This window comes from Actinokineospora auranticolor (assembly GCF_002934265.1).
Lineage (GTDB): Bacteria > Actinomycetota > Actinomycetes > Mycobacteriales > Pseudonocardiaceae > Actinokineospora > Actinokineospora auranticolor.
The window spans coordinates 1-26,040 of record NZ_PTIX01000028.1 but is presented as its reverse complement, the minus strand read 5'-3'; the positions used below and the strand labels follow the sequence as shown (position 1 = coordinate 26,040).

The 26,040-nt window shown below is 71.6% G+C and carries 19 protein-coding genes; 9 read left to right on the top strand and 10 right to left on the bottom strand.

Going from position 1 to position 26,040, the window contains the following annotated elements; translation table 11 throughout:
* The first annotated feature begins 6 nt into the window (after window positions 1-6).
* From CLV40_RS31840 to panB, 3 genes are all read left to right on the top strand, one after another.
* On the top strand, window positions 7-492 hold the full coding sequence (locus CLV40_RS31840; protein WP_342752322.1) for a hypothetical protein: 486 nt from the start codon (window positions 7-9) through the stop codon (window positions 490-492).
* Between the two features lie 8 nt (window positions 493-500).
* Entirely contained in the window at window positions 501-704 is a 204-nt protein-coding gene (locus tag CLV40_RS31835; RefSeq protein ID WP_104482722.1) for a hypothetical protein, read from the top strand.
* A 139-nt stretch (window positions 705-843) separates the two neighbouring features.
* Entirely contained in the window at window positions 844-1,713 is an 870-nt protein-coding gene (panB, locus tag CLV40_RS31830) for a 3-methyl-2-oxobutanoate hydroxymethyltransferase (RefSeq protein ID WP_104482721.1), read from the top strand.
* 324 nt (window positions 1,714-2,037) lie between these two features.
* Here panB and CLV40_RS31825 read toward each other — a convergent pair whose 3' ends face one another.
* Window positions 2,038-2,970, bottom strand: a complete 933-nt coding sequence (locus CLV40_RS31825; RefSeq protein ID WP_104482771.1) for a glutathione S-transferase family protein — start codon at window positions 2,968-2,970, stop codon at window positions 2,038-2,040.
* A 35-nt stretch (window positions 2,971-3,005) separates the two neighbouring features.
* Here CLV40_RS31825 and pip point away from each other — a divergent pair, with 35 nt between their 5' ends.
* On the top strand, window positions 3,006-3,962 hold the full coding sequence (pip, locus tag CLV40_RS31820) for a prolyl aminopeptidase (protein ID WP_104482720.1): 957 nt from the start codon (window positions 3,006-3,008) through the stop codon (window positions 3,960-3,962).
* 9 nt (window positions 3,963-3,971) lie between these two features.
* Here pip and CLV40_RS31815 read toward each other — a convergent pair whose 3' ends face one another.
* From CLV40_RS31815 to secA2, 5 genes are all read right to left on the bottom strand, one after another.
* Window positions 3,972-4,721, bottom strand: coding sequence for a helical backbone metal receptor (locus CLV40_RS31815; RefSeq protein WP_104482719.1), 750 nt, complete (start codon window positions 4,719-4,721; stop codon window positions 3,972-3,974).
* A 3-nt stretch (window positions 4,722-4,724) separates the two neighbouring features.
* Window positions 4,725-5,399 (bottom strand): NADPH-dependent F420 reductase, encoded by a 675-nt coding sequence (gene npdG / locus CLV40_RS31810; protein WP_374066431.1) that lies wholly within the window; start codon window positions 5,397-5,399, stop codon window positions 4,725-4,727.
* A 103-nt stretch (window positions 5,400-5,502) separates the two neighbouring features.
* Entirely contained in the window at window positions 5,503-6,912 is a 1,410-nt protein-coding gene (locus CLV40_RS31805; protein WP_104482717.1) for an RNB domain-containing ribonuclease, read from the bottom strand.
* Window positions 6,913-7,019: 107 nt separating this feature from the next.
* Window positions 7,020-8,753, bottom strand: coding sequence for an NAD+ synthase (locus tag CLV40_RS31800; protein ID WP_104482716.1), 1,734 nt, complete (start codon window positions 8,751-8,753; stop codon window positions 7,020-7,022).
* A gap of 590 nt (window positions 8,754-9,343) precedes the next feature.
* Window positions 9,344-11,701: an accessory Sec system translocase SecA2 gene (secA2, locus tag CLV40_RS31795; RefSeq protein ID WP_104482715.1), complete on the bottom strand. Its 2,358-nt coding sequence runs from the start codon at window positions 11,699-11,701 to the stop codon at window positions 9,344-9,346.
* 110 nt (window positions 11,702-11,811) lie between these two features.
* Between secA2 and CLV40_RS31790 the strand changes: the two genes are divergently transcribed.
* Both CLV40_RS31790 and CLV40_RS31785 read left to right on the top strand, forming a co-directional pair.
* Entirely contained in the window at window positions 11,812-13,380 is a 1,569-nt protein-coding gene (locus CLV40_RS31790; RefSeq protein WP_104482714.1) for an alpha/beta hydrolase, read from the top strand.
* A gap of 28 nt (window positions 13,381-13,408) precedes the next feature.
* The gene (locus tag CLV40_RS31785; RefSeq protein ID WP_245931689.1) at window positions 13,409-14,980 is read left to right on the top strand and encodes an alpha/beta hydrolase; all 1,572 of its coding nucleotides are present in this window, start codon (window positions 13,409-13,411) and stop codon (window positions 14,978-14,980) included.
* Here the strand turns inward: CLV40_RS31785 and CLV40_RS31780 are convergent, their stop codons facing one another.
* The 4 genes from CLV40_RS31780 to CLV40_RS31765 form a co-directional block, all read right to left on the bottom strand.
* Entirely contained in the window at window positions 14,981-15,754 is a 774-nt protein-coding gene (locus CLV40_RS31780; protein ID WP_181043863.1) for a GNAT family N-acetyltransferase, read from the bottom strand. It lies immediately after the preceding gene.
* A gap of 120 nt (window positions 15,755-15,874) precedes the next feature.
* The gene (locus tag CLV40_RS31775; RefSeq protein WP_104482712.1) at window positions 15,875-17,431 is read right to left on the bottom strand and encodes an MFS transporter; all 1,557 of its coding nucleotides are present in this window, start codon (window positions 17,429-17,431) and stop codon (window positions 15,875-15,877) included.
* Window positions 17,428-18,126, bottom strand: a complete 699-nt coding sequence (locus CLV40_RS31770; RefSeq protein WP_104482711.1) for an LppX_LprAFG lipoprotein — start codon at window positions 18,124-18,126, stop codon at window positions 17,428-17,430. Before CLV40_RS31770 ends, CLV40_RS31775 begins: the two co-directional genes overlap by 4 nt.
* Window positions 18,127-18,243: 117 nt before the next feature.
* The gene (locus CLV40_RS31765; RefSeq protein ID WP_104482710.1) at window positions 18,244-19,215 is read right to left on the bottom strand and encodes a GlxA family transcriptional regulator; all 972 of its coding nucleotides are present in this window, start codon (window positions 19,213-19,215) and stop codon (window positions 18,244-18,246) included.
* A gap of 71 nt (window positions 19,216-19,286) precedes the next feature.
* Between CLV40_RS31765 and CLV40_RS31760 the strand changes: the two genes are divergently transcribed.
* The 3 genes from CLV40_RS31760 (at window position 19,287) to CLV40_RS31750 (ending at window position 25,615) form a co-directional block, all read left to right on the top strand.
* Window positions 19,287-20,585 carry an MFS transporter gene (locus CLV40_RS31760; RefSeq protein ID WP_181043862.1) on the top strand — a complete coding sequence of 433 codons (1,299 nt, stop codon included), beginning with the start codon at window positions 19,287-19,289 and terminating at the stop codon, window positions 20,583-20,585.
* 16 nt (window positions 20,586-20,601) lie between these two features.
* A complete protein-coding gene (glnA, locus tag CLV40_RS31755; RefSeq protein WP_104482709.1) occupies window positions 20,602-21,945 on the top strand; it encodes a type I glutamate--ammonia ligase in 1,344 nt (447 codons plus the stop codon).
* Window positions 21,946-22,066: 121 nt separating this feature from the next.
* Window positions 22,067-25,615 (top strand): FkbM family methyltransferase, encoded by a 3,549-nt coding sequence (locus CLV40_RS31750; RefSeq protein ID WP_104482708.1) that lies wholly within the window; start codon window positions 22,067-22,069, stop codon window positions 25,613-25,615.
* Window positions 25,616-26,040 lie beyond the last annotated feature (425 nt).

Below are 26,040 nucleotides of genomic sequence, written 5' to 3'. Positions count from 1 at the left end.
AGAGAGATGAACATGTACCCACCGGGCCCGATCCCCCGCCACGCCGGACCACCGGCCTCCGCCGCCCCGGTCCGCGATTTCCTGGCCAGTGGTGGCCCCCGGCCCGGGGTGAGCGACGGCTACGTGGTGCTGCCCCGCTCGCTGGCCGAGGCGATGCCGCTGCCGTGGCAGCAGCACATGGTCCACCTGCTGCACGAGTTCCACCAGGTCTACGCCCACCTCGACTGGCCGGAGTACCGCGTGGTGCCCTCCCGCCGAGAGCGGCTGGTCGACCTGGACGAGGACCAGTTGGCCGAGGTCGGGTGCATGGTGGAGATCGACGCCGACGGCGAACTCGTCTACCGCGAGCGCAACGGCCGCCGGATCGAGAACCCCGAGCGCCAAGAGGTCCTGGTCTCCTGCCTCGACCCGATCCCCAGCCAGCACATGAACGCCAACCAGGACACCCCGCCGCGCGGCTTCCCGGTGCAGCAGTCACCCAACTGGGGTTAGGTGTTGCTATGAGCGAGGACAACAACCCGGACCCCGGCTGGTACTACAACACCAAGACCAACCAGGTCGAGCACGGCACCAGGGGCCGCGCGGTCGACCTGCTCGGTCCGTACCCCGACCGGGCGTCAGCCGAACGAGCGTTGCAGACCGCCCGCGAGCGGACCAAGGCCGCCGACGCGGCCGACCGCGCCTGGGACTCCGACGACGACTGACGGCCTGGCTGTGAGGTCGGTCCCAACGCCCTGGAAGGGCGTGCGGCGCGGTGCGACGCTGGGTTGGCAAGCCCCATCCGCGCATACCCAGGGACCCACGACGACGTGGGCCTTGAGGGAAGGACGGTGCAACCCAGCCATGTCCGCTGAGCACACCACCGAGGTCGACGCCCCGTACGGAACCGGACCCGCGAAGCCGGGCCGCAACCCCCGCAAGCGCGTCCGCGTGCACCACCTGCAGGAGCTCAAGGACCGCGGCGAGCCGTGGCCCATGCTCACCGCGTACGACATGTACACCGCCGAGTTGTTCGACGAGGCGGGCATCCCGGTCCTGCTGGTCGGCGACTCCGCCGCCAACAACGTCTACGGCTACGACACCTCGCTCCCGGTCACCGTGGACGAGCTGCTGCCGCTGGTCCGCTCGGTCACCCGGGCCACCAAGAGCGCACTCGTGGTAGCCGACCTGCCGTTCGGCTCCTACCAGGTGTCACCTGAACAGGCGGTCACCACCGCGATCCGCTTCATGAAGGAGGGCCGGGCGCACGCCGTGAAGTTGGAGGGCGGCGCCGCCTTCGCCCCGCACGTCCGGGCGATCACCACCGCGGGCATCCCCGTGATGGGCCACATCGGGTTCACCCCCCAGAGTGAGCACAACCTCGGCGGCTACCGCGTGCAAGGACGCGGCGACACCGGGGACACCGTCGTCGCCGACGCCGTGGCCCTGCAGGACGCGGGCGCCTTCGCCGTCGTGATGGAGATGGTCCCGGCCGAGGTCGCCAAACGCGTCACCCACGAACTGCGGGTGCCGACGGTCGGCATCGGCGCGGGCCCGGACTGCGACGCCCAGGTGCTGGTGTGGCAGGACATGGCAGGCCTGCGCCGCGCCAAGGCCCCCCGCTTCGTCAAGCGCTACGCGAACGTCGCCGACGTCCTGCTGGGCGCCGCCAAGGCCTTCGCCGACGACGTCCGGGGCCGCGAGTTCCCCGCCCCCGAACACGCCTTCCACTGAGCCGGATCCCGGTGCCCGCCCACCCGGGCGGGCACCGGGACCTCCGGCTGCGTCGCCACGTCCCGCATCGTGCCGCCGAACGGGGAATGGCCGTGCGGGCCGCGCCTTGGCCGCCCACAACACGGGTTTGAGCTAGATGCGCGGCACATCGGGCCGTCTCTCCGGTAAACGCCCGCGAGGGGTCTCCCGCAATAGGGGAACCCCTATTTTCAATTCTATCGCGGCGCGGTCGTGAAACTGGCCGTCGCCGTTGGCCTTTGGACAACTCCGGGTCATGTGGATGGAGCCGTGGACGGTGAGTTGGAGGCGGGTGGGACGCCCCGCTCAGCCTCGGCCGTGTGGTTCCTGCCAAACCGATTCGTCCGGGCCCAGGGGGACGATCCTGGTCGGGTTGATCTGGTCGTGGGTCGCGTAGTAGTGGCGTTTGATGTGGTCGAAGTTCACGGTTTCGCCGAAGCCCGGCGTCTGGAACAGGTCGCGGGCGTAGGCCCACAAAGTCGGCATCTCGGCCAGCTTCTGCCGGTTGCACTTGAAGTGGCCGTGGTACACCGCGTCGAAGCGGACCAGGGTGGTGAACAGGCGGATGTCCACCTCCGTGATCCGGTCGCCGAGCAGGTACCGGGACGTCTCAAGACGCGTGGAGAGGGTGTCCAGTTCGGCGAACAACGCGGTGAAGGCCGCTTCGTAAGCCTCCTGCGATGTCGCGAACCCGGCCTTGTACACGCCGTTGTTGACGTTGTGGAAGATCGGCTCGATCAGGGCGTCGATCTCCGCCCGCCGGTCGGCCGGGTACAGGTCCGGCGCGTCCGGTTTGTGGAACTCCGCCCACTCCGTCGAGAAGTCCAGCGTGATCTGCGGGTAGTCGTTGGTGACGACCTTCCCCGTTTCCACGTCGACGATCGCGGGCACCGTCACCCGTCCGCCGAAGTCCGGGTCGGTCGCGCGGTACGCCTGCGCCAGGTACTCGATCCCCAGCACCGGGTCGCGCCCGTCCTCGGCCAGCGTGAACCGCCAGCCGCGGTCGTCGCGGATCGGGTCGACGAGGCCCAGCGAGATCACCCCGTCCAGGCCGAGCAGGCCGCGCACGATGATGGCCCGGTGCGCCCACGGGCACGCCAGGCACGCGATCAGCCGGTACCGGCCCGCCTCCGGGCGTCGACCCGACGAGCCGTCCGCGGTGACGCGGTCGGTGAAGGCGTTGGGTTGGCGGACGAACGCGCCGCCCGTCGAGGTCTCCTTGCCGAACTGTGCTGCCATGTCGCCGACCATAGGCGCTCGGGCAGCATGGGCGCATGACCTCTCTCTACCCGGCCATCGAACCGCACGACCGCGGCCTGCTCGACGTCGGTGACGGCCACCGGCTCTACTGGGAGGTCAGCGGCAACCCGCACGGCAAGCCCGCGGTCGTGCTGCACGGCGGCCCCGGCGCGGGCACGAACCCGGTCCAGCGCAGGCACTTCGACCCCGCCGCCTACCGGATCGTGCTCGTCGACCAGCGCGGCTCCGGCCGCAGCGTCCCGCACGTGAGCGACCCGGACGCGGACCTGACGGCCAACACGACCTGGCACCTCGTCGCCGACCTGGAGCGGCTGCGCGCGCACCTGGGGATCGACCGGTGGCTGGTCCTCGGCGGCTCGTGGGGTGCCACGCTGGCCATCGCCTACGCCCAGCGCCACCCGGAGCGGGTGACCGAACTGGTGCTGCGCGGCGTGTTCCTGCTTCGCGAGTCCGAATTGGACTGGCTCTACCGCGGCGGCGCGGGCGCGATCTTCCCCGAGGCCTGGCACGACTTCCGCGCGCTGGTCCCACCCGGCGCGGACCCGCTGGCGGCCTACCAGCGGCTCCTCACCGACCCCGACCCGGACGTGCGGACCAGGGCCGCGGTCGCGTGGAGCACCTGGGAGGGCGCCACGGTCTCGCTCGTGCCGAACCCGGCCCTGGTCGCCCAGTACGCCGACCCGGTGTTCGCGGTGGCGTTCGCGCGGATCGCGCTGCACTACTTCACCCACGGCGGCTGGCTCGACGAGGGCCAACTGCTCCGCGACGCGCCCCGCCTCGCGGGCATCCCCGGCCGCATCGTCCAGGGCCGCTACGACGTCGTCTGCCCGCCCACCAGCGCGTGGGAGCTGCGCCAGGCGTGGCCGGACGCCCGGCTGGCGATCGTCCCGCAGGCCGGTCACGCGACCGGCGACCCGGGCGTGCTGGAGGCGCTGCGGGCCGCGACCGACGAGTTCCGGCCGGCGGGCTGACCGCCGGAGTCAGGTCAACGCGGCGGTGATCGCCCGGTCCAGCTCGGTCCTGGCCTCGACCAGCGACGGCCCGTACCAGGTCAGGTAGCGGCCGACGACCAGCGCGGCCCGCTTGCCGGGGAAGAAACCCGGCCCGTCGTCGGCGGTGAACGCGTACGGCTCGTCGGGCAGCACCACCAGGTCGGCCGACGTCGCGTTCAGCTCGTCCAACGACGGTCGGGGGTACCGGTCGGCGTGCTCGGCGTAGGCGTTGACCACGCCCAACCGCCGCAGCACGTCGCCCGCGAAGGTGTCCCGACCGACCACCACCCACGGCTTGCGCCACACCGGCACGACCGCCGCGGCCCGCACGGGCGCCGTCGAGGCCCAGACCTCCCGGGCTTCGCCCAGCCACGCAGGCTCGGCCCCGAGCGCGGCCAGCAGCCGCGCCGTCGACTCGATACCCGCGGGCACGCTGACCGGCGCCTCCATCACCCACACCGCGATCCCGGCCGCGCGCAGCGCCTCGACGTCCGCTAGCCGGTTCTCCTCGGTGTTGGCGACCACCAGGTCCGGCCGCAACTCCTCGATCGCGGCCACCGTCGGGAACTTCGAGCCGCCGACCCTCGGTACGTCCAGAGTGGATGGGTGCGTGCAGTAGTCGGTGGCGCCGACGAGCACCCCGGGCGCGGACACCGCCACCGCCTCCGTCAACGACGGCACCAGGCTCACCACGCGGGTGACCGGACCGGTGACCTCCGTGCCGAGGTCGTCGCGCACCCGTCAGACCCCCGTGACCCGCACGCCCGCGTGGGTCTTGTAGCGGCGGTTCACCGCGATCAGGTTCGCCGTGAGCGCCTCGACCTGGTGGGCGTTGCGCAGCCTGCCGCCGTAGACGCCGCGCATGCCGGGGATGGCGTCGGCCAGCGCGCGCACGGTGTCGGTGGCCTCGCGGTCGTCGCCGAGCACCAGCACGTCGATGTCGACCTCCGCGACCGCCAGGTCGCCGAGCAGCACCGCCGAGACGTGGTGGAAGGCGGCGGTGACCCGCGAGTCCGGCAGCAGCTGCTCGGCCTGCTGGGCCGCGCTGCCCTCCTCGACGGCCAGCGCGTACGGGCCCTGCTTGTCGAAGCCCAGCGGGTTCACGCAGTCGATGACGATCTTCCCGACCAGCTCGTCGCGCAGCCCGGCCAGCAGCTCGCCGTGCCCCTCCCAGGGCACCGCGACCAGCACCACGTCCGCGTCCGCCGCGCAGCCCGCGTTGTCCAGCCCGGTCACGTGCTCGACGCCCGCGGCCGCCCGCAGCTCACCGGCGGCGGCCGCGGCCCGCTCCGCCGAGCGCGAGCCGAGCACCACGGGGATGCCCGCCCCGGCCCACCGCAGGGCCAGACCGCGCCCCTGCGGGCCGGTCCCGCCGAGCACGCCGACCTTGAGCTGTCCCAACTCCGTCACGTCGATCCCTCCACCGGTGGTCCGCCCCGTCGGCGGCCTCCCACGGCACCGTAGCGAGCGGGCGGTCCGCTTACCGCTCGTCGCACCGCCGCGTTCGCCGAGCGGCGAATCAAGCGCGCTCGAAGGCCACCCGGCGGCGCGACGGGTCGACGGCCACCAGCCGCACCCGCACCGACTCGCCTTCCCGCAGCCCCTCGCCCGCACACCGGCCCAGCACCGGCGGTTCGGCGATGAAGATCTCCGCGGTGGTCGCCTCGGCGCGCAGCACGACCGCGTCGAACTCGGCGCCGACCTGGCTCTCCAGCACCCACGCCTCGACCTGGTCCAGACTCGCCCTGGCCACCTTGGCGGCCACGCCGTCGGAACGCTCCATCAGCTCCGGCAGCTCGGGCAGCGCCGCCCGGACCCACTCCGGGATCGGCTCACCGGCGCACACGGCCAGGCAGATCTCGGTGCCGAACCGGTCGACCAGCCGCCGTAGTGGGGCGGTGACGTGCGCGTACGGGGCGGCGATGCCCGCGTGCGTGGTGACGGCGGGCAGGGTGCCGTCGAACGCCGTGTAGCCCGCGCCGCGCAGGAGCCGGGTGGCGTCCATGAACAGCGCGAGCGCGGCGGGGGAGGCCGGGTCGAGCCCGGCCAGCAGGCGCGCGGTGCTGGTCTCGCGCGACCACGGGATGTCCAGCGCCTTCGCGGAGCGGCGCAGCCACTCGACGGCGGCGTCGTCGGGGTCGGGCAGGGTGCGCAGCACACCCATGCCCGCGCCGAGCATGATCCGGGCCGCGCACATGCCGGTGAGCAGGGAGATCTCGGCGTTCCACGCGTCGACCGAGGTGCGCGTGCGGACCACGAGCCGCCACTGGTCGCCGTGCGGTTCGACGTCCTGCTCGGGCAGTTGCAGCTCGACCGCGCCCCGGGTGAGCGCCGCCGCCCGGCGCAGCTTGCCGACTTCCTTGAGCAGCGCGACGGACGGGTGCGGGGTGCCCGCGTCGATGGCGGCCTGCACCGTCTCGTAGTCGAACTGGGAGACCGAGTGGACCCACGCCCGGCGGACGCGCGCGGACGTCGGTTCGCCTGCCGGGTCGAGGTCGATCGTCCACAGCGCGGCGGGGGTGGTCTGGTCGGGCAAGAGGCTCGCGGCACCCTCGGACAGCGTTGTCGGGTGCAGGGGGACGTTGCCGTCGGGCAGGTAGATGGTTTGGCCCCTCTTACGCACTTCGGCGTCGAGGGCGCCTCCGGGTACTACGAACGCGCCCAGGTCCGCGATTGCGTAGTGGACGCGATAACCCGCACCACGCCGCTCGATGCACACGGCTTGGTCGAGGTCCTTGGCGCCGGGCGGGTCGATAGTGACTAGAGGGATGGCGGTGGCGTCCTCGCGGTCGCCGCGCGGCCCGTCGGACACCGCCTCCTCCGCCTCGGCGAGCGCGGCTGCGGGGAACTGCTCCGCCAGCGCGAACTCGCGGCGCACGCGCGCGAAGTCGATCCCCGATCCCTCGGTTTCGCCCGCCGTGGAGTCCACGAGGAGACACTAACCGGTGAACGAGCGGCGCGGGTGACGACGAAGTCTCGCTGTCACCCGCGCCGCTGTCCCGTGCTCCCGCCGTCCGGCCCGCGCCCGCTCCCGGCTCACTCGGGGAGCTTCGCGCCTTCCCGCCAGCCGCTGGTGATCGGCAGCCTGCGGTCGCGGCCGAACGCCTTGAAGCTGATCTTCGAGCCCGGCGGGTACTGGCGGCGCTTGTACTCGGCCCGGTCGACCAGCCGCACGACCTTGTCCACCACCTCCGGGGCGAACCCGGCGGCGAGCAGGTCCTCGTAACCGCGGTCGCCCTCGACGTAGTCGTCGAGCACGGCGTCGAGCAGCGCGTAGTCGGGCAGCGAGTCGGAGTCCATCTGCCCCGGCCGCAGCTCCGCCGACGGCGGCTTGCTGATCGAGTCCTCCGGGATCGGCGGGGTCTCGCCGTGCTTCTCCGCCTCGGCGTTGCGCCACCGGGCCAACTCCCAGACCAGCGTCTTCGGCACGTCCTTGATGGGCGCGAACCCGCCGACGGCGTCGCCGTAGATCGTGGAGTAGCCGACGGCCAGCTCGGTCTTGTTGCCGGTGGCCAGCACCAGGTGCCCGTGCTGGTTGGACAGCCCCATCAGCGTCACGCCGCGGCAGCGCGCCTGCACGTTCTCCTCGGCGAGACCGGTCAACCCGAGCTGGTTGACGAAGACGTCCACCATCGCGGCGATCGGCTGGACGCTGTAGTGCAGCCCGGTCCGCTCGGCCAGGTCGGCCGCGTCCGAGCGCGAGTGGTCGGAGGAGTAGACCGACGGCATGGACACCCCGTAGACCGCGTCCGCACCGAGCGCGTCCACGGAGAGGGCGGCGACCACCGCGGAGTCGATACCGCCGGACAGGCCGAGCACGACCGAGCGGAAGCCGTTCTTCTGCGCGTAGTCGCGCAGGCCCGTGACCAGCGCGGCCCACACCTCGGCTTCGTCGGACAGCGGCTCGGCGATGGTCGGCGGGTACTGCGGCTCGTAGGCAGCCACGGGCTCATCGGAGACGGTCACGCGCCGGACGGTGAACTCGTCGTCGACGGCGACATCGGTCTTGCCCGCGCCCCCGGGCAGGTCGAGGTCGACCAGCATGAGGTGCTCGACGAACTGCGGCGCCCGCGCCAGCAACGCGCCGTCGGTGCCGACGACCATGGAGTCGCCGTCGAAGACCAGGTCGTCCTGACCGCCGACCTGGTTGACGTAGACCAGGGGCGCCCCGGCTTCACCGGCCCGCCGCGCGACCAGCGGGAGCCGGGCGTCGTCCTTCTTGCGCTCGTACGGGGAGGCGTTGGGGGAGACGACCAGGTCGACCCCGGCCCGCCCGAGCCCGGCGATCGGGCCGCCCTCCTGCCAGATGTCCTCGCAGATCACCACGCCGACCTCGAGCCCGCGCACGCGGACGATGTCGAGGCCGTGCCCGCGCTTGAAGTAGCGCCGCTCGTCGAACACGCCGTAGTTGGGCAGGTGATGCTTGTACTGCCGGGCCACGATCTCGCCGCCGTGCAGCACGGCGGCGGCGTTGCGCGGCCCGACCTCGTCGAGGTCGAGGTAGCCGACGAAGACGGGAACGTCACCGCACCCGTTGTCGGCCAGGTCCCTCGCCAACGCCCGCAGCGCCGCCCGCGACCCGACCCCGAAGGACTCCCGGAGCGCCAGGTCCTCCACCGGGTACCCGGTCAACACCATCTCGGGGAACACCACCAGGTGCGCCCCACCCTCCACGGCCCGCCGAACCCAGGCGGACACCATGGCCGAGTTGCCCCCCAAGTCCCCAACCGTGGGGTTGACCTGCGCGAGTGCGATCCGAAGCTGCGGCATGCCACCATCCTCCACCATGTTTTCGCCTGGGAGGCGAAAATGTGACGGGAGTCAGACCCGCCACCGTTTGGAACACGATAGATGTCGGCACCGGGGGTGGAGCTTGCCTGCGCGGCACCAGCGCCGAACGGCAGGGTGAAAGGCAGGAGAGGAAGCGCCGCGAGCCGTCCACCGCACCCACCCGCACTCCGCGACTTCGCTATGTGACGTGCTCTTCGACTGCCCGACTGCCAGCGCCCCGCCCGCCCAACCGCCTGACCTGGTCCCGGCAGCCTGCCCGACAGACCCGCCAATTCGCCGCTCTTGTCCGGACCCACCCCTCAACCGCCGCTTGAGCCCAAGCCCCCCCAGAACGCGACGCGCCCCCGTCATACGCCTTGATTGGGTGGACTTGCTTTGCGTGGGGGAGCGAGTCTGCCCAAGCTCTCCGGCGGGTGGGGTGGCTTGTCCATCCCGCCGCTCTTCCCCACCGCAGGCTCGCAGGGGCCCCGCGCAAAGCAAGTTCACTCAATCAAGGCCGCCCATCTTTTCCGCGAACAGCCGGACAAACCCAACGCGCCCAGCTCACGCAACGCTCAGCCGTCGCCAGCTCACGCCCGCTTCGCCGTCTTCACCTTCTTCAACATCGCCCGGACCCGCTGCAACGCCTGCTCCGCGTCCGAGTCGAACGGGTTGTCGTGCACCAGATACGTCCACGTCGACGTCGGCCGCCGCAGCCCGGCCTGCTCCAGGTCCAACCCGTCCGCCGTGATCGTCGCTTCCTCGAACGTCTCCACCGCCGAGTCCCCAACCTCCTTCAACAGCCCCCGGAACTCCGCGATCGCCGCCCGGTGGAACTCGTCGATCGGGGTCTCGCGCGCCAGCGCCCGCAGGTGGATCGTCTCCCGGACGTCCGACAGGAACGCCAAGTGCAGCGACCACCGCTGGTCGAGGTGGAACAGCACCACGTGCCGCGCCGCCCGGGCCAGCACGTCCTCCTCGACGTCCTCGCCCAGCTCCTTCCACCGGTCCGGCAGCCGCTCGGCGAGCTGCTTGGCCGCGAGGTCGGTGTGCAGCACGTCATCCCGATACGCCAGCACCAGCCCGCGCTGGTGCTCGATCAGGCGGGTGTAGCGCCACGTGTTGCGGTGGATGTCGATGTTGACGCCCTCCGCGACCTTCTGCGCGTGCTCGATGAACCGGCGGGACGTCGGGTCGTCGTGGCGGCCGTCGTCGTCTGCCTCGGTGCCCGCGGTGGCGTCCGGCGCGTACTGCGTGACCAGGTCGTCGGTCAGGCTGGTGAAGTACACCGACCCGCCCGGGTCGCCCTGGCGCCCCGACCGGCCCCGGAGCTGGTTGTCCAACCGGCTGCTCGGGTAGTGCCCGCACCCCATCACGTACAGACCGCCCAGCTCGGCGACCTTGTCGTGGTCGTCCGAGGTCCCCTCCGCCCCGCCCAGCCGGATGTCGGTACCGCGACCGGCCATCTGCGTCGACACCGTCACCGCGTTCAACGCGCCCGCCTCGGCCACGATCGCGGCCTCCTCGGCGTCGTTCTTCGCGTTCAGCACGACGCTGGACACACCGGCCGCCGTCAGCTTCTCGGCGATGCGCTCGGACTCGGCGACGTCCATGGTGCCGACCAGGATCGGGCGCCCGGTCTCGTGCTGGGCGACGATCTCCGCGACCAGCGCCGTTTCCTTGTGGTCGATCGTGTCGTACACGCGGTCGGCCTCGTCCTCGCGGACGCACGGCTTGTTCGGCGGGATCACCGAGACCTTCAGCTCGTAGAACTCCCGCAGCTGCTCGGCCACCGCCTGGGCCGTGCCCGTCATCCCGCACACCCGCTGGTAGCGGCCGACCAGGCCCTGCACCGAGATGGAGTCCAGGATCTCGCCGCTCTCGGTCGGCTTGAGCCGCTCCTTGGCCTCGACCGCCGCCTGCAGCCCGTCCGGCCAGCGCTGGAGCAGGGCGATCCGGCCCCGGGAGGTGTTGATCAGGTGGACCTTGCCGTCCCGGACGATGTAGTCGACGTCCCGCTGGAGCAGGGCGTGCGCGTGCAGGGCGGCGTTCACCGCGGCCAGCCGGTCGGAGTGGTCGCCGGAGTAGAGGTCGATGTCGCCGAGGGCCTTCTCCACGACCTTGGCACCGCGGCCGGTCAGCCACGCGTTGCGGTTGTCCTCGTCGCGCTCGTAGTGCTGGCCGGGGCGCAGGGTCCGCACGACCGCGGCCACCTCGGGGTCGCCCTGGTTGTCGTCGGTCGAGCCCGCCATCACCAGCGGCACCCTGGCCTCGTCGACGAGCACCGAGTCGGCCTCGTCGATCAGCGCCACGTCCGGGGTGCGCTGCACCAGGTCCTCGGGGTCCACGCAGAGCCGGTCGCGCAGCACGTCGAAGCCGATCTCGCTGACCGCGCCGTAGGTGACGTCGCGGCCGTAGGCGTCGCGCCGGTGCTCGGCGGAGGACTCCTGGTCGACCCAGCCGACCGACACGCCCAGCAGCTCGTACACCGGCCGCATCCACTCGGCGTCGCGCCGGGCCAGGTAGTCGTTGACCGACATGACGTGCACCGACCGGCCCTGCAGCGCGTACCCGGCGGCGGCCAGCGCGCCCGCGAGGGTCTTGCCCTCACCGGTGCCCATCTCCACGACCCGGCCGTGCAGCAGCTCCATCGCGCCGACCAGCTGCATGTCGTACGGCCGCTGCTCCAGCGCCCGCCGCGAGGCCTCCCGGCCCAGCGCGCACAGCTCGACCATGGCCTGGGCGTCCGGCTTGCCCGGCTTGTCGCGCAGCTTGTCCCGCAGTTCCCCGGCGGCCTCGGTCAGCTCGGCGTCCGACAGCTTCGCCACCCGCTCCTCGCGCCACTCGATCGAGGTCAGCACGTCGGAGTACCGCTTGAGGTCGACGGTCGACGGGCGCTCCAGCAGTCGCTGGAACCCGCCCTTGACCCGTGTCAGAAACGCAGCCACGTCGGTCGTCCCTCTTCCCTCGTCCTCGAACGGTGACGCAATTCTCGTCCTGCCACCTAACGGTGCAGCACGGCAGGTGAGTTCCGCATCCGGCCGGCAGGATCACTGCGGTGCGGAAGAGCCCTGCGAGTGCCCTGGTGATCCTGCTGGTCCTCGCGGTCGGCTGCTCGTCGGAGCCCGAGGAACCGCAGGTCGAGCGGCGCGGGCCCAGCGGCGCGGTGCCCGGCGGGCTGTCCGGTTTCTACGGCCAGGAGCTGGCCTGGACGAACTGCGACGGCTACGGCCGCTCCGACGACGACACCGCGGCCCTGCGCCAGACCAAGGGCGTCCAGTGCACCCACCTGCGGGTCCCGCTCGACTACGCCGAGCCCGACGGCGACACCATCACCATCGGCGTCCTGCGCAAATCAGCTGCCGACGGCGACCGCCGGATCGGCTCGCTGATCGTCAACCCGGGTGGTCCCGGCGCCGCGGGTCTGGCCACGGCGGCCCGGCTCTCCGGCGTCGGCGCGCTCAACCAGCGGTTCGACTTCATCGGCTTCGACCCGCGCGGCGTCGGGTCCAGCGAACCCACCGTGCGCTGCCTGACCGACGCCGAGCGCGACGCCGACCGCGCGGACGACGACGAGCTGGACACCTCCGCGGCCGGGGTCGCCAAGGTCGAGTCCGAGGAGAAGGACTACGCCGCCAAGTGCGCCGAGCGCACCGGCAAGGGCGCGGCGATGCTGGCCAACCTCGGCACCCGCGACGTGGCCCGCGACCTCGACGTGCTGCGCTCGGCCCTGGGCGAGGAGAAGCTCAGCTACCTCGGCTACTCCTACGGCACCCGCATCGGCACCACCTACGCGGAGGCCTTCCCGGGGAACGTGCGGGCCATGGTCCTCGACGGCGCCCTCGACCCCGACCAGGACAGCGTGGACGAGCTCGTCGCCCAGGCCCGCGGCTTCCAGTCCGCGTTCGACGACTTCGTGGCCTGGTGCGCGCAGCGGCAGGACTGCGCGCTCGGCCGCGACGCGACCCGCGCGCAGACCGCGTACCAGGACCTGGTCCGGCCGCTGGCCAAGCGCCCGGTCGAGGTGGGCGACGGCAGGCGCCTGTCGTTCTCCGACGCCACCACCGGCGTCACCCAGGCGCTGTACTCCGAGCAGCTCTGGGAGCCGCTCAACACCGGGCTCAACGAGCTGAAGCAGAACCGCGCCCGCACCCTCATGGCGCTGGCCGACCTCTACCTGGAGCGCGGCCGCGACGGCAGGTACACGACCACCCAGGACGCGTTCACGGCCGTGCGCTGCGTCGACGACAAGCCGATCACCGACCGGGCGGTCGTCCTGGAGGCACAACAGGCCTACAAGACCGCCGCCCCGTTCCTCGACGACGGCGCCGCGGCCACCGACAGCCTCGACGCCTGCGCGTTCTGGCCGGTGCCCAACACCAGCACCCCGCACCTGCCGACGGCCACCGGCCTGGCGCCGGTCCTGGTCATCTCCACCACGGGCGACCCCGCCACGCCCTACGACGCGGGCGTCGCGCTGGCCAAGGCGCTCGGCGGGCGGCTGCTGACCTACGAGGCCACCCAGCACACCGCGTTCCTGCAGGGCCACCGCTGCGTCGACGACGCCGGGTCGGCCTACCTCGCCGACCTCGTCCTGCCCGCCGAGGGCACCCGCTGCTCGCCCTGATCGAACTGCCGCCTGGCACCATTGCGCCGTGCGCATCTCCCGCGGCTTTCCGCTGGTCACACCGCTGTTGGCGGCCGTAACACTGAGTTCCTGCACCGTCGTCGTCGACGGCGCGCCGAGTGCGGGTCAGCTCGAGCAGCGCGGTCCGAAGGGCCCGGTGCCCGCGGGGCTGGAGCGCTTCTACGGCCAGCCGCTGAACTGGACCGACTGCCCGCCGCTGGCCTACGACGAGGACAGCCGCGCGGCGTACGCGGTGACCGGCATCCTGTGCACCCGCCTCACCGTGCCGCTCGACTACGCCAAGCCCGACGGCCGCGCGATCACCATCGGCGTGCTCCGCCGCGCCGCCACCGGCCCGGACCGGGTCGGTGCGCTGGTCATGAACCCGGGTGGTCCCGGTGTCTCGGGGATGAACACCGCGGCCACCCTCGGGTTCGTGGTCAAGGACCGCGAACTGGGCAAGCGGTTCGACTTCATCGGCTTCGACCCGCGCGGTGTCGGTCTCAGCGAGCCGCGCGTGCGCTGCCGCAACGCCGCCGAGACCGACGCCGAGCGTTCCGCGCCGGAGCGCAAGGAGGTCGCGCAGGTCGAGGCGAGCAACAAGGACTTCGTCGCCAGGTGCACCGAGCGCAGCGGCGGAACCGAGGTGCTGGCCAACATCGGCACCAGGGACGTGGTGCGCGACATGGATGTCCTGCGCTCGGCGCTGGGCGAGGAGAAGCTGACCTACGTCGGCTACTCCTACGGCACCCGGATCGGCACCGCGTACGCCGAGGCGTTCCCGGGGAACGTGCGCGCCATGGTCCTCGACGGCGCCGTCGACCCGCTGGCCGACCCGGTCGACGCGAGCATCCGCCAGGCCAGGGGCTTCGACGACGCGTTCAAGACCTTCCTCGGCTGGTGCGCGGCGCGGGAGAAGTGCCAGGTCAAGACCGAGCCCGAGCTGGCGAAGCTGCTCCGCCCGCTGCGGGACGCGCCGCTCGCGGTCGGCGACCGCAAGCTCTCGTACTCCGACGCGGGCATCGCCATGGCCTCCGCGCTGTACTCCCAGCTGAGCTGGACCCGCCTCGAACGCGCCATCAACGAACTGGCGAAGGGCGACGGCGGCACCCTGCTGGAGATGGCCGACGAGTACCTGGGCCGCTCCGAACAGGGCGAGTACCGAGACACCATGGCGGCGCTGACCGCCGTGCGCTGCGTGGACGACCCCCGCACGACGGACCGGGCGAAGGTCGAGGAGAACGCCCGCAAGGTCGCGGAGGCGTCCAAGGACATGTTCATGGCCGACCCGAGCGAACCGACCATCCCAACCCTCGACACGTGCGCGTTCTGGCCCGTGCCCAACACCAGCGAACCGCACCAGCCCAAGGTCGACGGCCTGCCCGAGGTCGTGGTCGTGTCCACCACCGGCGACCCGGCGACCCCCTACGAGTCGGGCGTCACCCTCGCCAAGGCCCTCAAGGCCCGCCTGATCACCTACGTGGGCGACCAGCACACGGTCTTCCTGGGCGGCGGCAACTCCTGCGTCGACGACGCGGGCTCGACCTACCTGATCGACCTGCGCGCGCCCCTGGCCGACATCGAGTGCCGCGCGGGGTGATCAGGGTGTGCGCTGGTAGGCGTGCACCTGGTGCCCGTCCAGGTAGCCCATGCGCCGGTACCAGCCCCGGGGCCAGTCCACGGCCTGGGCGATGAGGAACCACAGGTCCGCGCCCGCGTCCCGGGACCGGTGCAGGGCCTCCGCGACGAGCTCGCGCCCCAACCCCAACCCCCGGCTCTCGGGGCGGGTGATGACGTTCTCGAACTGGGCGACGCCGTCGGCGACGTACAGCTCGCCCCGGGCCAGGACCTCGCCGTCGCGGTCGCGGATGCCGAGGAAGGAGACGTCCGCGCCGCGCTGGTAGAGCGTGACCCGGTCGGCCAACTGGGCGATCTGCTCGTCGGTGTCGTCCGGGTAGTCGGCCCGCCAGTCGCGGATCAGGGAGGGGCGCAGCTCCGCGAACGGGATCGACTCGACCCGGTTCGGCACCCGCGCGGGTAACACCCCGGAGTGCAGCATCGCGACGATCCGCTCGTGCACCTGGTACCCGGCCGCCGAGAACACCCCGGCAGCCGCGTCGCCCGCGGCGTCGCTGTTGAACTGCACCAACCGGTGCGCGGCCCCGGCCCCGCCCAACACCTCGTCCGCCGCCGCGACCACCTCGGCGGCGTCGACGGGCCCGGTGACGACGATCCGGTTGTGGTGCCAGGAGGCGAGGAAGTCCCGCTGCAGCAGGCCGTACCCCCACCCCAGCTCGACCACCGAACTGGCCTGGGCCCGAGCGAACCGCTCCTCGAACCCACCGATCCGTCGCCGCGCCGAAGCAGTCCACATGGAGGCCATGATCCCGGCGCGCGATCCCACCGCCAACGGTATTTGTCCCTAGTCCGACCCGCAGAAGCTGAATGGGCTTCTCATCGGGCACTGATCACCCCCGGCGACCCACGCCCGCGGTCAGGTGGAAGCGGTGGCGGATAAGGGGACCGCGGAGGGTGGCTCGTCTGAGTGGCGGGCGCGGCTGATCAGGAGGGATACGGCCGCACCCAGGAAGCAGACCACGGCGGTGATCAGGAAGATCTCCGTGTACTGGGTGAGCAGCGCGCCCTTGAGGGCCGATTGGTAGTCGGCGATCTCCTTGGCCGCGACCTCCGGGTCCTTGCCGAACGGCAGCGGCACGTTCAGGGTCGCCGTGAGGCTGTGGAAGCGGTGCAGGCCCCAGGCCGACAGGGCCGCGATGCCGACCAGCATGCCGGTCATCCGCGCGACGACCACGCCCGCCGAGGCGACGCCGTGGCGTTGGGCCGGGACCACGCGGAGGGCGGCGGCGGACAGGGGGGCGATGACCAAGCCCAGGCCGAGGCCCGCGATCACCAGGTCGGTGTCCAGCCGGGGGAGGCCCAGGAGGCCGGTGGCGGTCAGGGGGTCCTGCGGCCAGTTCGCCATCAGCAGGTATCCGGCTCCCGCGACGGCCATGCCGACGACCGACACGAGCCGTTCGCCGAAGCGGGCGGCGAGGAGGCCGCCGAGGAGGGCGCCGACGGGCAGCGCCACCAGGAACCGCAGCAGCAACAGGACGCCGCCCTCGTCGTCCTTGCCCAGCAGGGTCTGGGCGAACAGGTCGACGTCGACCAGGGTGACCATCAGGGCCGCGCCCGCCGCCGCCGACACCGCGAGGGTGGCCAGGAACGGGCGCATCGCCACGCCCGCCGGGTCGATCAGCTTGGTGCGCGCGCGGCGCTCCCACAGCAGGAAGGCCACGAAAGCCACCAGGGCCGCGATCAGCAGCGGCAGACCCCACGACGGCAGCACCGAATTGCGCGGGTCCGGGTTGTAGAGCCCGACCACCGCCAGCCCGAGCGCCACCGCGAGCAGCGAACCACCCACGACGTCGACCCGCACCCGTTCGCCGGTGGCCGCCCGGGCGGGCACCGTGCGGTGAACCGCGACCATCGCCAGCACCGCGAGCGGCACGTTGACCCAGAACACCCCGCGCCACCCCGTGATGCCGAAGGCGCTGGACCACAGCGGCAGCGCGGCCAGGGCGACGCCGTAGAGCGGGCCGATCACGCTGCCCAGCTCCTGCGCCGCGCCCACGGTGCCCAGCACCGTTGACCGCTTGCGCTCGTCCCACAGGTCGGCGGCCAGCGCCATGGTCACCGGCAGCAGCGCGCCGCTGGCCACGCCCTGCACGACCCGGCCCGCGACCAGCACGGACAGGTCGCCGGACAGCGCCGTGACCACCGAGCCCGCCAGGAACCCCAGCAGGCACAGCTGCAGCAGCGGCCTGCGCCCGAACCGGTCGGACGCCTGGCCGAGCAGCGGCATCGCGGCGATGTAGCCGAGCAGGTAGCCGGTGACGATCGGGGTGACCCGCTCCAGGCGGTTCACCGGGATCTGCAGGTCGTCGATGATCTGCCGGATGACGCTGACCACCACGTAGGTGTCCAGCGCGCCCAGCAGCACGGCGAGCCCGCCCGCGCTGATGGCGATGGTGCGGTTCGCGGACCTCATGGCGCGGTGATCGTCACAGGCTTGTCCACATCGGACAGCGACAGGTCGACGCTCGCGTTGTCCGGCAACGCCACCGACGCCTTCACCGGCTGCTTGTTGTCCTGCCGCACCCACAGCGTGACGTCCACGTCGGCGCTGACGCCCGGCACCACGGCGGACACCACGTCCTTGGCCACCTTGCCCTTGACCCGGTACGCCGACGCCCCGTCCACGGTCTCCGCCGCCTCCGTGCGCGGCTCCTGCACCTTCGCCAGCACGTTGGCGATGCCCTTGTCCGGGTCGAGGATCGTCGACGGGTCGTAGATCCGCGAGGTGATCGCGGACGGGTACTTCGTGAACCCGCCGGTCGGGCCCTTGATGTAGAGCGAGTCGTCGACCAGCACGAACTCGCCCTCGATCAGCTGACCCATCAGGGTCAGCCGGACCGTGCCCTTGGCCGCGCCGGACCCACCGCCCTCACGGGTGAGGTCGCCCTCGGCGTTCTGCACGGGGATCGCGGCCACCGTCCCGTTGACCTTCAACGCGAAGTGCGCGCTCTTGACGTTCTTCGTCGCGGCCGACGCGTCCCGCAGCAGCGCGGCGCCGTCCGGCAGCGTGCCGCCACCCCCGCCCGAATCGTCGGACGAGCAGCCCGCCACCAGCGCGCCCACGAGCGCGAGACTTCCCAAACCCAGTACCACTCGGCGAATGCCCATGGCGGAGATCGTAGGCGGCGGCGCCTGAGGCCGAACGAAGTTATCCACAGGCCGCCACCGACCGCTTGACCGGCGTTCACCGGGAGCCGCTGTCGCGCTTCTGACCAGCGGTTTCGCTCAGTCCGACCGGCTGTCGGGCCGGAACGTGCGCCGGTACGCGAGCGGAGCGACACCGATCGCGGCACGCAGGTGTTGCCTCAGCGACGCCGACGTGCCCAGCCCCGACTGCGCGGCCACCCGGTCCACCGGCAGGTCCGTGTTCTCCAGCAGGTGCCGGGCGCGCCGCAGCCGCTGCTGCACCAGCCAGGCCCCCGGCGACAGCCCGGTCTCCGCGCGGAAGTGCCGCGAGAACGTGCGCACGCTCATCGACGCGTGCCCGGCCAGCGCCGCCAGTTCCAGCGGCTCGTGCAACCGGTCCAGCGCCCACGCGCGCGTCGGCGCCACCCCGTCCGACCCGCCCGCGGGCAGCGGCCGGTCGATGAACTGCGACTGCCCGCCCTCCCGCCACGGCGGCACCACGCAGTAGCGCGCGGCCCGGTTCGCCACCTCGCTGCCGAAGTCGGTGCGCACCACGTGCAGGCACAGGTCGACCCCCGCGCTCAGCCCCGCCGAGGTCAGCACGTCGCCGCCGTCGACGAACAGCACGTCCGGGTCGAGGTCGACGGCCGGGTAGAGCGCGCGGAAGTCGTCGGCGAACTTCCAGTGCGTAGTGGCCCGTCGCCCGTCCAACAGCCCCGCAGCGGCCAGCACGAACGCACCGGTGCAGATCGACATCACCCGCGTACCCGGTCGGATCCGGGCCAGCGCGGCGGCCAGCGGCCCCGGCAGCGTCCCGTGCAGGCGCGGCCCGGGGGAGCGCGTTCCCGGCACGATCACCGTGTCCGCGGTCTCCAGCACCTCCGGGCCGTGGTCGAGCACCGCGGTGAACCCCGTGGTCATCCGCACCGGCTCCGCGTCGACCCCGCAGATCAGCACCTCGTAGAGCGGCGTGCCGTCCGCGGTCTTCGCCGCGCCGAGCAGGAGCGGCGGGATCTCCAGGTCGTAGCCGACCGCCTCGCCCACGGCCAGCACCGCCACCCGATGCGTCATGGCCGGATTCTTTCACATGTTGGCAATCAGGCCACTAGGCCACAGTGGACCGATGTCGCAGGCTGGCCGGCGTGACCCAGACGGATGAATCGGCGACCGCCGCGACCAGTACCGATCGAGCCCCGCGCGTGCACCGGGCCTGGTTCGTGGCGGCCGTGGCGTTCGTCGCCCTGGTCGGCGCCGCAGGCTTCCGCGCGGCGCCGGGCGTGCTGATCGACCCGCTGAAGGCCGAGTTCGGCTGGTCCACCGCCACCATCTCGGCGGCGATCAGCGTCAACCTCGTCCTCTACGGACTCATCTCGCCCTTCGCCGCCGCCCTCATGGAACGGCTCGGCATGCGCCGCGTAGTGGCTGTCGCGCTCGTGCTGGTCGCAGCGGGCAGCGGGCTCACGGTCTTCATGACCACCACCTGGCACCTGCTGCTGTGCTGGGGCGTGCTCGTCGGCGTCGGCACCGGGGCGATGGCGCTGACCTTCGTCGCGACCGTCACCTCCCGCTGGTTCGTCCGCCACCAGGGCCTGGTCAGCGGCGTGCTCACCGCCGCGGGCGCCGCCGGGCAACTCGTCTTCCTGCCGGTCGTCGCCAACCTCGCCACCCACTCGGGCTGGCGCACGGCATCGCTGGTCATCGCCGGGACAGCGCTAACCGTCGTGCCCTTCGTCCTCATCGCACTACGAGACCACCCCAGCGACGTGGGCACCTTCGCCTACGGGGCCACCGAGGACCTACCACGCCCCACCACCAACCGAGGCGCACTACGAGCACTCACCGTCCTCCGCGAAGCCGTGCGCAACCGCACCTTCTGGATGCTCGCGGGCGGGTTCGCCATCTGCGGAGCCACCACCAACGGCCTCGTCGCCACCCACTTCGTCCCCGGCGCCCACGACCACGGAATGCCCACTACGACCGCCGCGAGCCTCTTAGCGGTCATCGGCCTCTTCGACGTCGCAGGAACCGTCTTCTCCGGCTGGCTCACCGACCGCGTGGACCCGCGCTACCTCCTCGCCACCTACTACGCGCTGCGCGGCATCTCCCTGCTCTTCCTGCCCAACCTGTTCGCCGCCACCGCCGATCCACCCATGTGGGCGTTCATCGTCTTCTACGGCCTCGACTGGGTGGCCACCGTCCCGCCGACGGTCGCGCTCTGTCGCCGGGTGTTCGGCACCGACGGCCCGATCGTGTTCGGCTGGGTCTTCGCCGCCCACCAGGTCGGCGCCGGGGTGGCCGCGAGCGCCGCCGGACTCACCCGCGACCACCTGGGCAGCTACGACCTCGCCTGGTACGCGGCGGGCGCGTTGTGCGCCGTGGCCACGGTGGTCTCACTGCGGATCACGTCACACGGGCTCGGTAAGGCGCGCACGGCCAGTTGATGTCTACGCTGCGCACATGGATCGCCAGCAAGAGTTCGTCCTGCGCACGCTCGAGGAGCGCGACATCCGGTTCGTCCGGCTGTGGTTCACCGACGTGCTCGGCTTCCTGAAGTCGGTGGCGGTCGCGCCCGCCGAGCTGGAGGGCGCCTTCGCCGAGGGCATCGGGTTCGACGGCTCGGCGATCGAGGGGTTCTCCCGGGTCTACGAATCGGACATGATCGCCAAACCGGACCCGGCCACCTTCCAGGTCCTGCCCTGGGAGACCCCCGACGGCGAGCCCTACTCCGCCCGCATGTTCTGCGACATCGCCATGCCCGACGGCTCGCCGTCCTGGGCGGACCCGCGGCACGTGCTGCGCCGCACGCTGTCGAAGGCCAGCGAGGCCGGGTTCACCTGCTACGTGCACCCGGAGATCGAGTTCTTCCTGCTCAACAACCTCCCGGACGACGGCAGCGAACCCACCCCGGCGGACAACGGCGGCTACTTCGACCAGGCCAGCCACGCCACCGCGACGCACTTCCGCAGGCACGCCATCGAGACCCTGGAGGCCATGGGCATCTCGGTGGAGTTCAGCCACCACGAGGGCGCGCCCGGTCAGCAGGAGATCGACCTGCGCTACGCCGACGCCCTCACCATGGCCGACAACGTGATGACCTTCCGGTACGTGGTCAAGGAGGTAGCGCTAACCCAGGGCGTCTTCGCGTCCTTCATGCCGAAACCCTTCTCCGACCAACCGGGCTCCGGTATGCACACCCACGTCAGCCTGTTCGAAGGCGACCGCAACGCCTTCTACGACAACGAGGACCCCTACCAGCTGTCCGCGACCGGTAAGGCCTTTGTGGCCGGTCTGCTCAAGCACGCGCGCGAGATCTCCGCGGTCACCAACCAGTGGGTCAACTCGTACAAGCGCCTCATCGTCGGTGGGGAGGCGCCCACGGCCGTCTGCTGGGGACACGCGAACCGGTCCGCCCTCGTCCGCGTCCCGATGTACTCGCCGAGCAAGGCGTCCTCGCGCCGGGTCGAGATCCGCTCACTGGACTCCGCCTGCAACCCGTACCTGGCGTTCTCGGTCATCCTCGCCGCCGGCCTCAAGGGCGTCGCCGAGGGCTACTCGCTGCCACCCGCCGCCGAGGACGACGTCTGGTCCCTCTCGGACGCCGAACGCCGCGCCGCCGGGTACGCGAACCTGCCGCAGAACCTCGGTGAGGCCCTGGCCGAGATGGAGAACTCCGAACTCCTCGCGGAGACCCTCGGGGAGCACGTCTTCGACTACTTCCTCCGCAACAAGCGCACCGAGTGGGACACCTATAGGCGCAGCGTGACCCCCTACGAGCTCCGGACACTCCTGCCGATGCTCTAAGCCGCGGATCGGCGTGCCAGTGCCACTAACCCAGGTCGAGCGTGGAGATGATCACGCGACGAGGTCAACTTCCCTCGACTGGGTGGCACACCCGGGCCCCAAGAGCCGTTAGGTTGGCGCGGTGCCCGACGTGTCCCCAGACGCCGCGACCACCCTCATCGCCTGTACGGCGGTGCCCGTCGCGGACCTGCCCGCCGCGCGGGTCGCGGCGCGGACGTTCCTCGACCACCACCCCGGCTCCCGGTTCGTCACGCTGCTCGTCGACGGCGAGGCCCCGGTCGACGGCGCCGGGAGCTTCGTCCGCCCCGCCGACCTGGGGCTGGGCGCCGACGAGTTGTCCGTGCTGGCCACCGGCCACACCGCGGCCGAAGCCTGCGCGGTGCTGCGGCCCCGCCTGCTGGAGTGGCTGCTCGACCGCGAACCGCACCCCGTGCTCTACCTCGACCCGTGGGTCCGCGTCTACGCACCCCTGACCGACAGCATCACCGCCGCGCTGCGCGAGGCCGCTGTCGTGCTCATCCCCAAGGTCTTGCGCCCGTTGCCCGCCGACGGTCTGCGCCCCGAACAGGCCGAATTGCTCGCTGCGGGCATCTACGACGAGGGTTTCCTCGCCGCGACCCACGGCGCGGAACCGTTCCTGCACTCCTGGGCGGAGGTTTGCCTCGCCGACCCCGCGCGCGCGGGTGCGTTCCTCGACGGCGCACCGGCTATGGTCGACCACCGGGTACTGCGTGACCCCGGGTTGGGCCTATCGCGGTGGAACGCCGCGCAGCGCCCTCTTGCCCAAGATGCCCAACGCCGCCTAACCGCAGGCGGGACGGTCCTGCGCACCGCCAACTTCGCGGGCCTCGATCCCGAGCGCCCCTGGCTGCTGACCGCGGACATCACCGACCACCCGCGGGTACTGCTTTCCGAACACCCGCTGCTTGCCCGCATTTGCACGGACTACGTCGCCGAACTCGACGAAGACACCCCGCAGCCCACTACACGCTTCGCCAAGCTCGCCGACGGCACGGTCTTCCCACCAACGCTCCGCGCCGCCTACCGCGCAGCGCGTGCCGGTAAGGACAAGCCACCGGCGGTAGACGCGGATCCGGCCGGGTTCCTGCGGTGGGCCTGTGCGGCATCCCCCGAAGCGCCGGACGCGACCAGATGGGCCGTCGCCGTCTGGCAGGACGACCCTGAACTGCGGAAACGCTATCCGGAACCCTTCGGCGAGGACTCCGCCGGCTACCGCGACTGGTGCGCCACCGACGCCGTCCTGACCGGTCGACTGCACCCGCGCGCGGTACCGGGACAACACGGCGTCGACGTGACCCTGATAGACCAGATCGGCGTATCCGTCGTCGGATCAGGCCCCTTCGCCGACCGGGTCAAACTGGCGGTCGAGGCCTCCGGGCTCCCCATCTCCGACGAACCGATCTACCCGGTGGTGCTGACCTGCAACGGGATCTCCGGCATCCCACGGCAACGGCACGTCATCGCCGTCCGCGACGAACTCGCGTCGATCCCGTTCCGCGTCGACGAGCGCTGGTTGGTCTGGCCCGCACCCGCGCCCGCACCGGACGGCGTGGCCACGCACATCGTCCCGCTACCCGTACCCGACCCGGGTGCCCGCGACGAGGTCGCCCGCGACGAGGCCCGGCACCGGCTCGGCATCGGCGACGAACCCACCTTCGCGGCCATCGCCGACCGCGCCGACGACGTCCTCGCCGCGTTCACCGCAGCCTTCCCCAACCGCGACGACGTGCGATTGGTGCTCCTGGTCCCCACGTCCGCCGCGCGCTCCGAGGAAGCCGAAAGGCTCCGATTGCGCGCCGCCGGGGACCCGCGCGTGCGGCTGGTCATCGACGAGTCCACGTTCCGCGCCGCGACCGACGCCGCGACCTGGGCGGTGTCCATCCACGGCCGCGGCCAGCCGGACAACGCCCACGCCACCAGGTGGCTCGCCGAGACCGCGTTGCGCGGCGTACCGACGATCACCATCACGGGCGGCACCGCCGTTGAGCTGCTAGGACCGGACTGCTGCGTACCGCTACCGGTCGACGAGTTCGCCGCGGACACCATGGTCGCGGGGGCCATCCGCGACCTGGCCGACGACAACGCCACCGCCGACAAAGTCGGTTCCGCCGCGCGCACCCACGTGCTCGAACACCTCTCGCCGACCGCAGCGGGCGCGGCGGTCCGTAGACGCGTGGAACTCGCCTACCGCAGTTGGCGCGCGGGACGCGCACTGGCGTCCGCGACCGAAGACGACCCCCTGCGCGCACTACGCGCCGCCAGGCACGCCTTGCACCGCCGACCGGACACCGAAGTCGGCTACAAGATCCCGATGGCGCCGCAACTACGACGCGCGGTCTTGCGCGTCCTGGCGCACTACGACGCCCACCTGACCTCCGTGCTCGCATCGCTCATCGACGGCATAGAGCGCACAGCGGTTGAGCTGGTCGAACGCCAGGAAAAACTCACTACGGCGGGTGCGGGCCTCGACGCGGACCTCTTGCGCGCAGACCTCGACCTGGTCGTGGAACGGATGACCCAACTCGGCAAGCAAGTCAGCGCTGCGGGCGAGGAAGTGGTCCGACTGCGCGGGGACGTCGCGGGGAACAGCCGCGAGGTCGGTGAGGTCGCCGCGCAGGTGCGCGAGGTGTCCGCGCGCGAAGTCGCGGGTATCGGCGTCGCGTCCGACGAGGTCCGGAGACTGACCGAGGCGCTGGCGGCGAACACGGCCAGGATGGACGCGCTGGAAGCCAGGCTCGCCAGCAGGCAACTGGAGTCCGAGAGCCGCGTCGCGCAGGGCTCGTGGGCCGCTGACCAGGCCCTACGCGCGACCGACGCACTCCGCCGGGTGATCGTCCGCCAACACGAACGAGTGGTTTCGGTCGACGTGCCGAGCGCCCCGGTGCTCTGCGACGCGGGCCTGCTCCGGCTCCCCGCGCAGGACAGCGTCATGTCGGCGGTCCTGTCGAGCAACGGCGTCTGGGAACCCGACGTCGCCGAGCTGGTCGACTCGCTCATCGAGCCCGACAGCGTCTTCCTCGACGTCGGCGCGTACGTCGGCTACCACGCGATCCGGGTGCTGAGCCGCCTCGGCACCAGCGGCACCGTGGTCGTCGTCGAGCCGGACCCGGACGCGGTGAAACTGTTGCGGCACAACGTATCCGAGAACGTGTCGGACCTGGTCGGCGAGCGCCTGCTGGTGCTGGAGGCAGCGGCCTGGGACGCGCAGGCCGAGCTCGTCGGCGCACCCGCGATGGGCGGCGGCTTCGGCGTGCGGCTCCAAGATCCGGAGAACGTGACCACGGACACACAAACCGAGTTCGCGGTCCAGGGCGTCCGGCTCGACCGCGAGCTCGACGCGCTGGAAGCCATCAAGGGGCAGCGGCTGTCGGTCGTGAAAGTGGACATTCCGGGCCTCGGACACCGGGCCCTGGCGGGTCTCGTGCGCCGTCTGCGCAAGGACCGGCCGAACGTCATCCTGGCCTTCGACGGGCCGCTGACCAGCGGTTTCGGCGATGACCCCGCGGTCGTCCTGCGCGAGTTCCGCACGTGGGGCTACGAGCTGGCGCGGCTGGGCGACGACCGCGCGAGCGAGGTCGACGAACTCCTCCCGGAGGTGTCCTCCGGGGTGCTGCGCACGCTGTGGCTGCGACCGGCCGCAGGGCGCTGACCAGCCGATTTGACTTCCGAATCGGCAACCCAGTAACTTTCTCCATGTCGCACGGAGCGCCGGACGGAACAGGACGCAAGAGCCTGGCGGGGACGGACTCGGAAGACGAACTCCAGGATCTGCTAAGGTTCCCGGAGTCAGAACTTCCACCGGGTCGAGCGGGTTGACACCGCGAAACGAACCGGGTAACGTTCTGCGGCGTTGCCAGGAAGACCTCCCAGCAAGGATCCACTGGATCCGGCGCGGGTCTGGTCGCTCTGGCGAACAAAAACTTGCTAGGCAATACCAGCCTCGGATGAGGTCGCCCTTTCCGGCGATGGATTTCGATGAGCGTGTGTTGTTTGAGAACTCAACAGTGTGCCGATTTAAGCCAGTAGAGCTTGAATGATAGAACCCCGATGTGGGTTCCTTTGAGATGAATTGAT

What these genes read in the sequence shown, in the direction of transcription:
- CLV40_RS31840 (WP_342752322.1), top strand. Translation starts at nt 7, where the DNA reads ATGAACATGTACCCACCGGGCCCGATCCCCCGCCACGCCGGACCACCG.
- CLV40_RS31835 (WP_104482722.1), top strand. Translation starts at nt 501, where the DNA reads ATGAGCGAGGACAACAACCCGGACCCCGGCTGGTACTACAACACCAAG.
- panB (WP_104482721.1), top strand. Translation starts at nt 844, where the DNA reads ATGTCCGCTGAGCACACCACCGAGGTCGACGCCCCGTACGGAACCGGA.
- CLV40_RS31825 (WP_104482771.1), bottom strand. Translation starts at nt 2,970, where the DNA reads ATGGCAGCACAGTTCGGCAAGGAGACCTCGACGGGCGGCGCGTTCGTC.
- pip (WP_104482720.1), top strand. Translation starts at nt 3,006, where the DNA reads ATGACCTCTCTCTACCCGGCCATCGAACCGCACGACCGCGGCCTGCTC.
- CLV40_RS31800 (WP_104482716.1), bottom strand. Translation starts at nt 8,753, where the DNA reads ATGCCGCAGCTTCGGATCGCACTCGCGCAGGTCAACCCCACGGTTGGG.
- CLV40_RS31780 (WP_181043863.1), bottom strand. Translation starts at nt 15,754, where the DNA reads ATGTGGACTGCTTCGGCGCGGCGACGGATCGGTGGGTTCGAGGAGCGG.
- CLV40_RS31775 (WP_104482712.1), bottom strand. Translation starts at nt 17,431, where the DNA reads ATGAGGTCCGCGAACCGCACCATCGCCATCAGCGCGGGCGGGCTCGCC.
- CLV40_RS31770 (WP_104482711.1), bottom strand. Translation starts at nt 18,126, where the DNA reads ATGGGCATTCGCCGAGTGGTACTGGGTTTGGGAAGTCTCGCGCTCGTG.
- CLV40_RS31765 (WP_104482710.1), bottom strand. Translation starts at nt 19,215, where the DNA reads ATGACGCATCGGGTGGCGGTGCTGGCCGTGGGCGAGGCGGTCGGCTAC.
- glnA (WP_104482709.1), top strand. Translation starts at nt 20,602, where the DNA reads ATGGATCGCCAGCAAGAGTTCGTCCTGCGCACGCTCGAGGAGCGCGAC.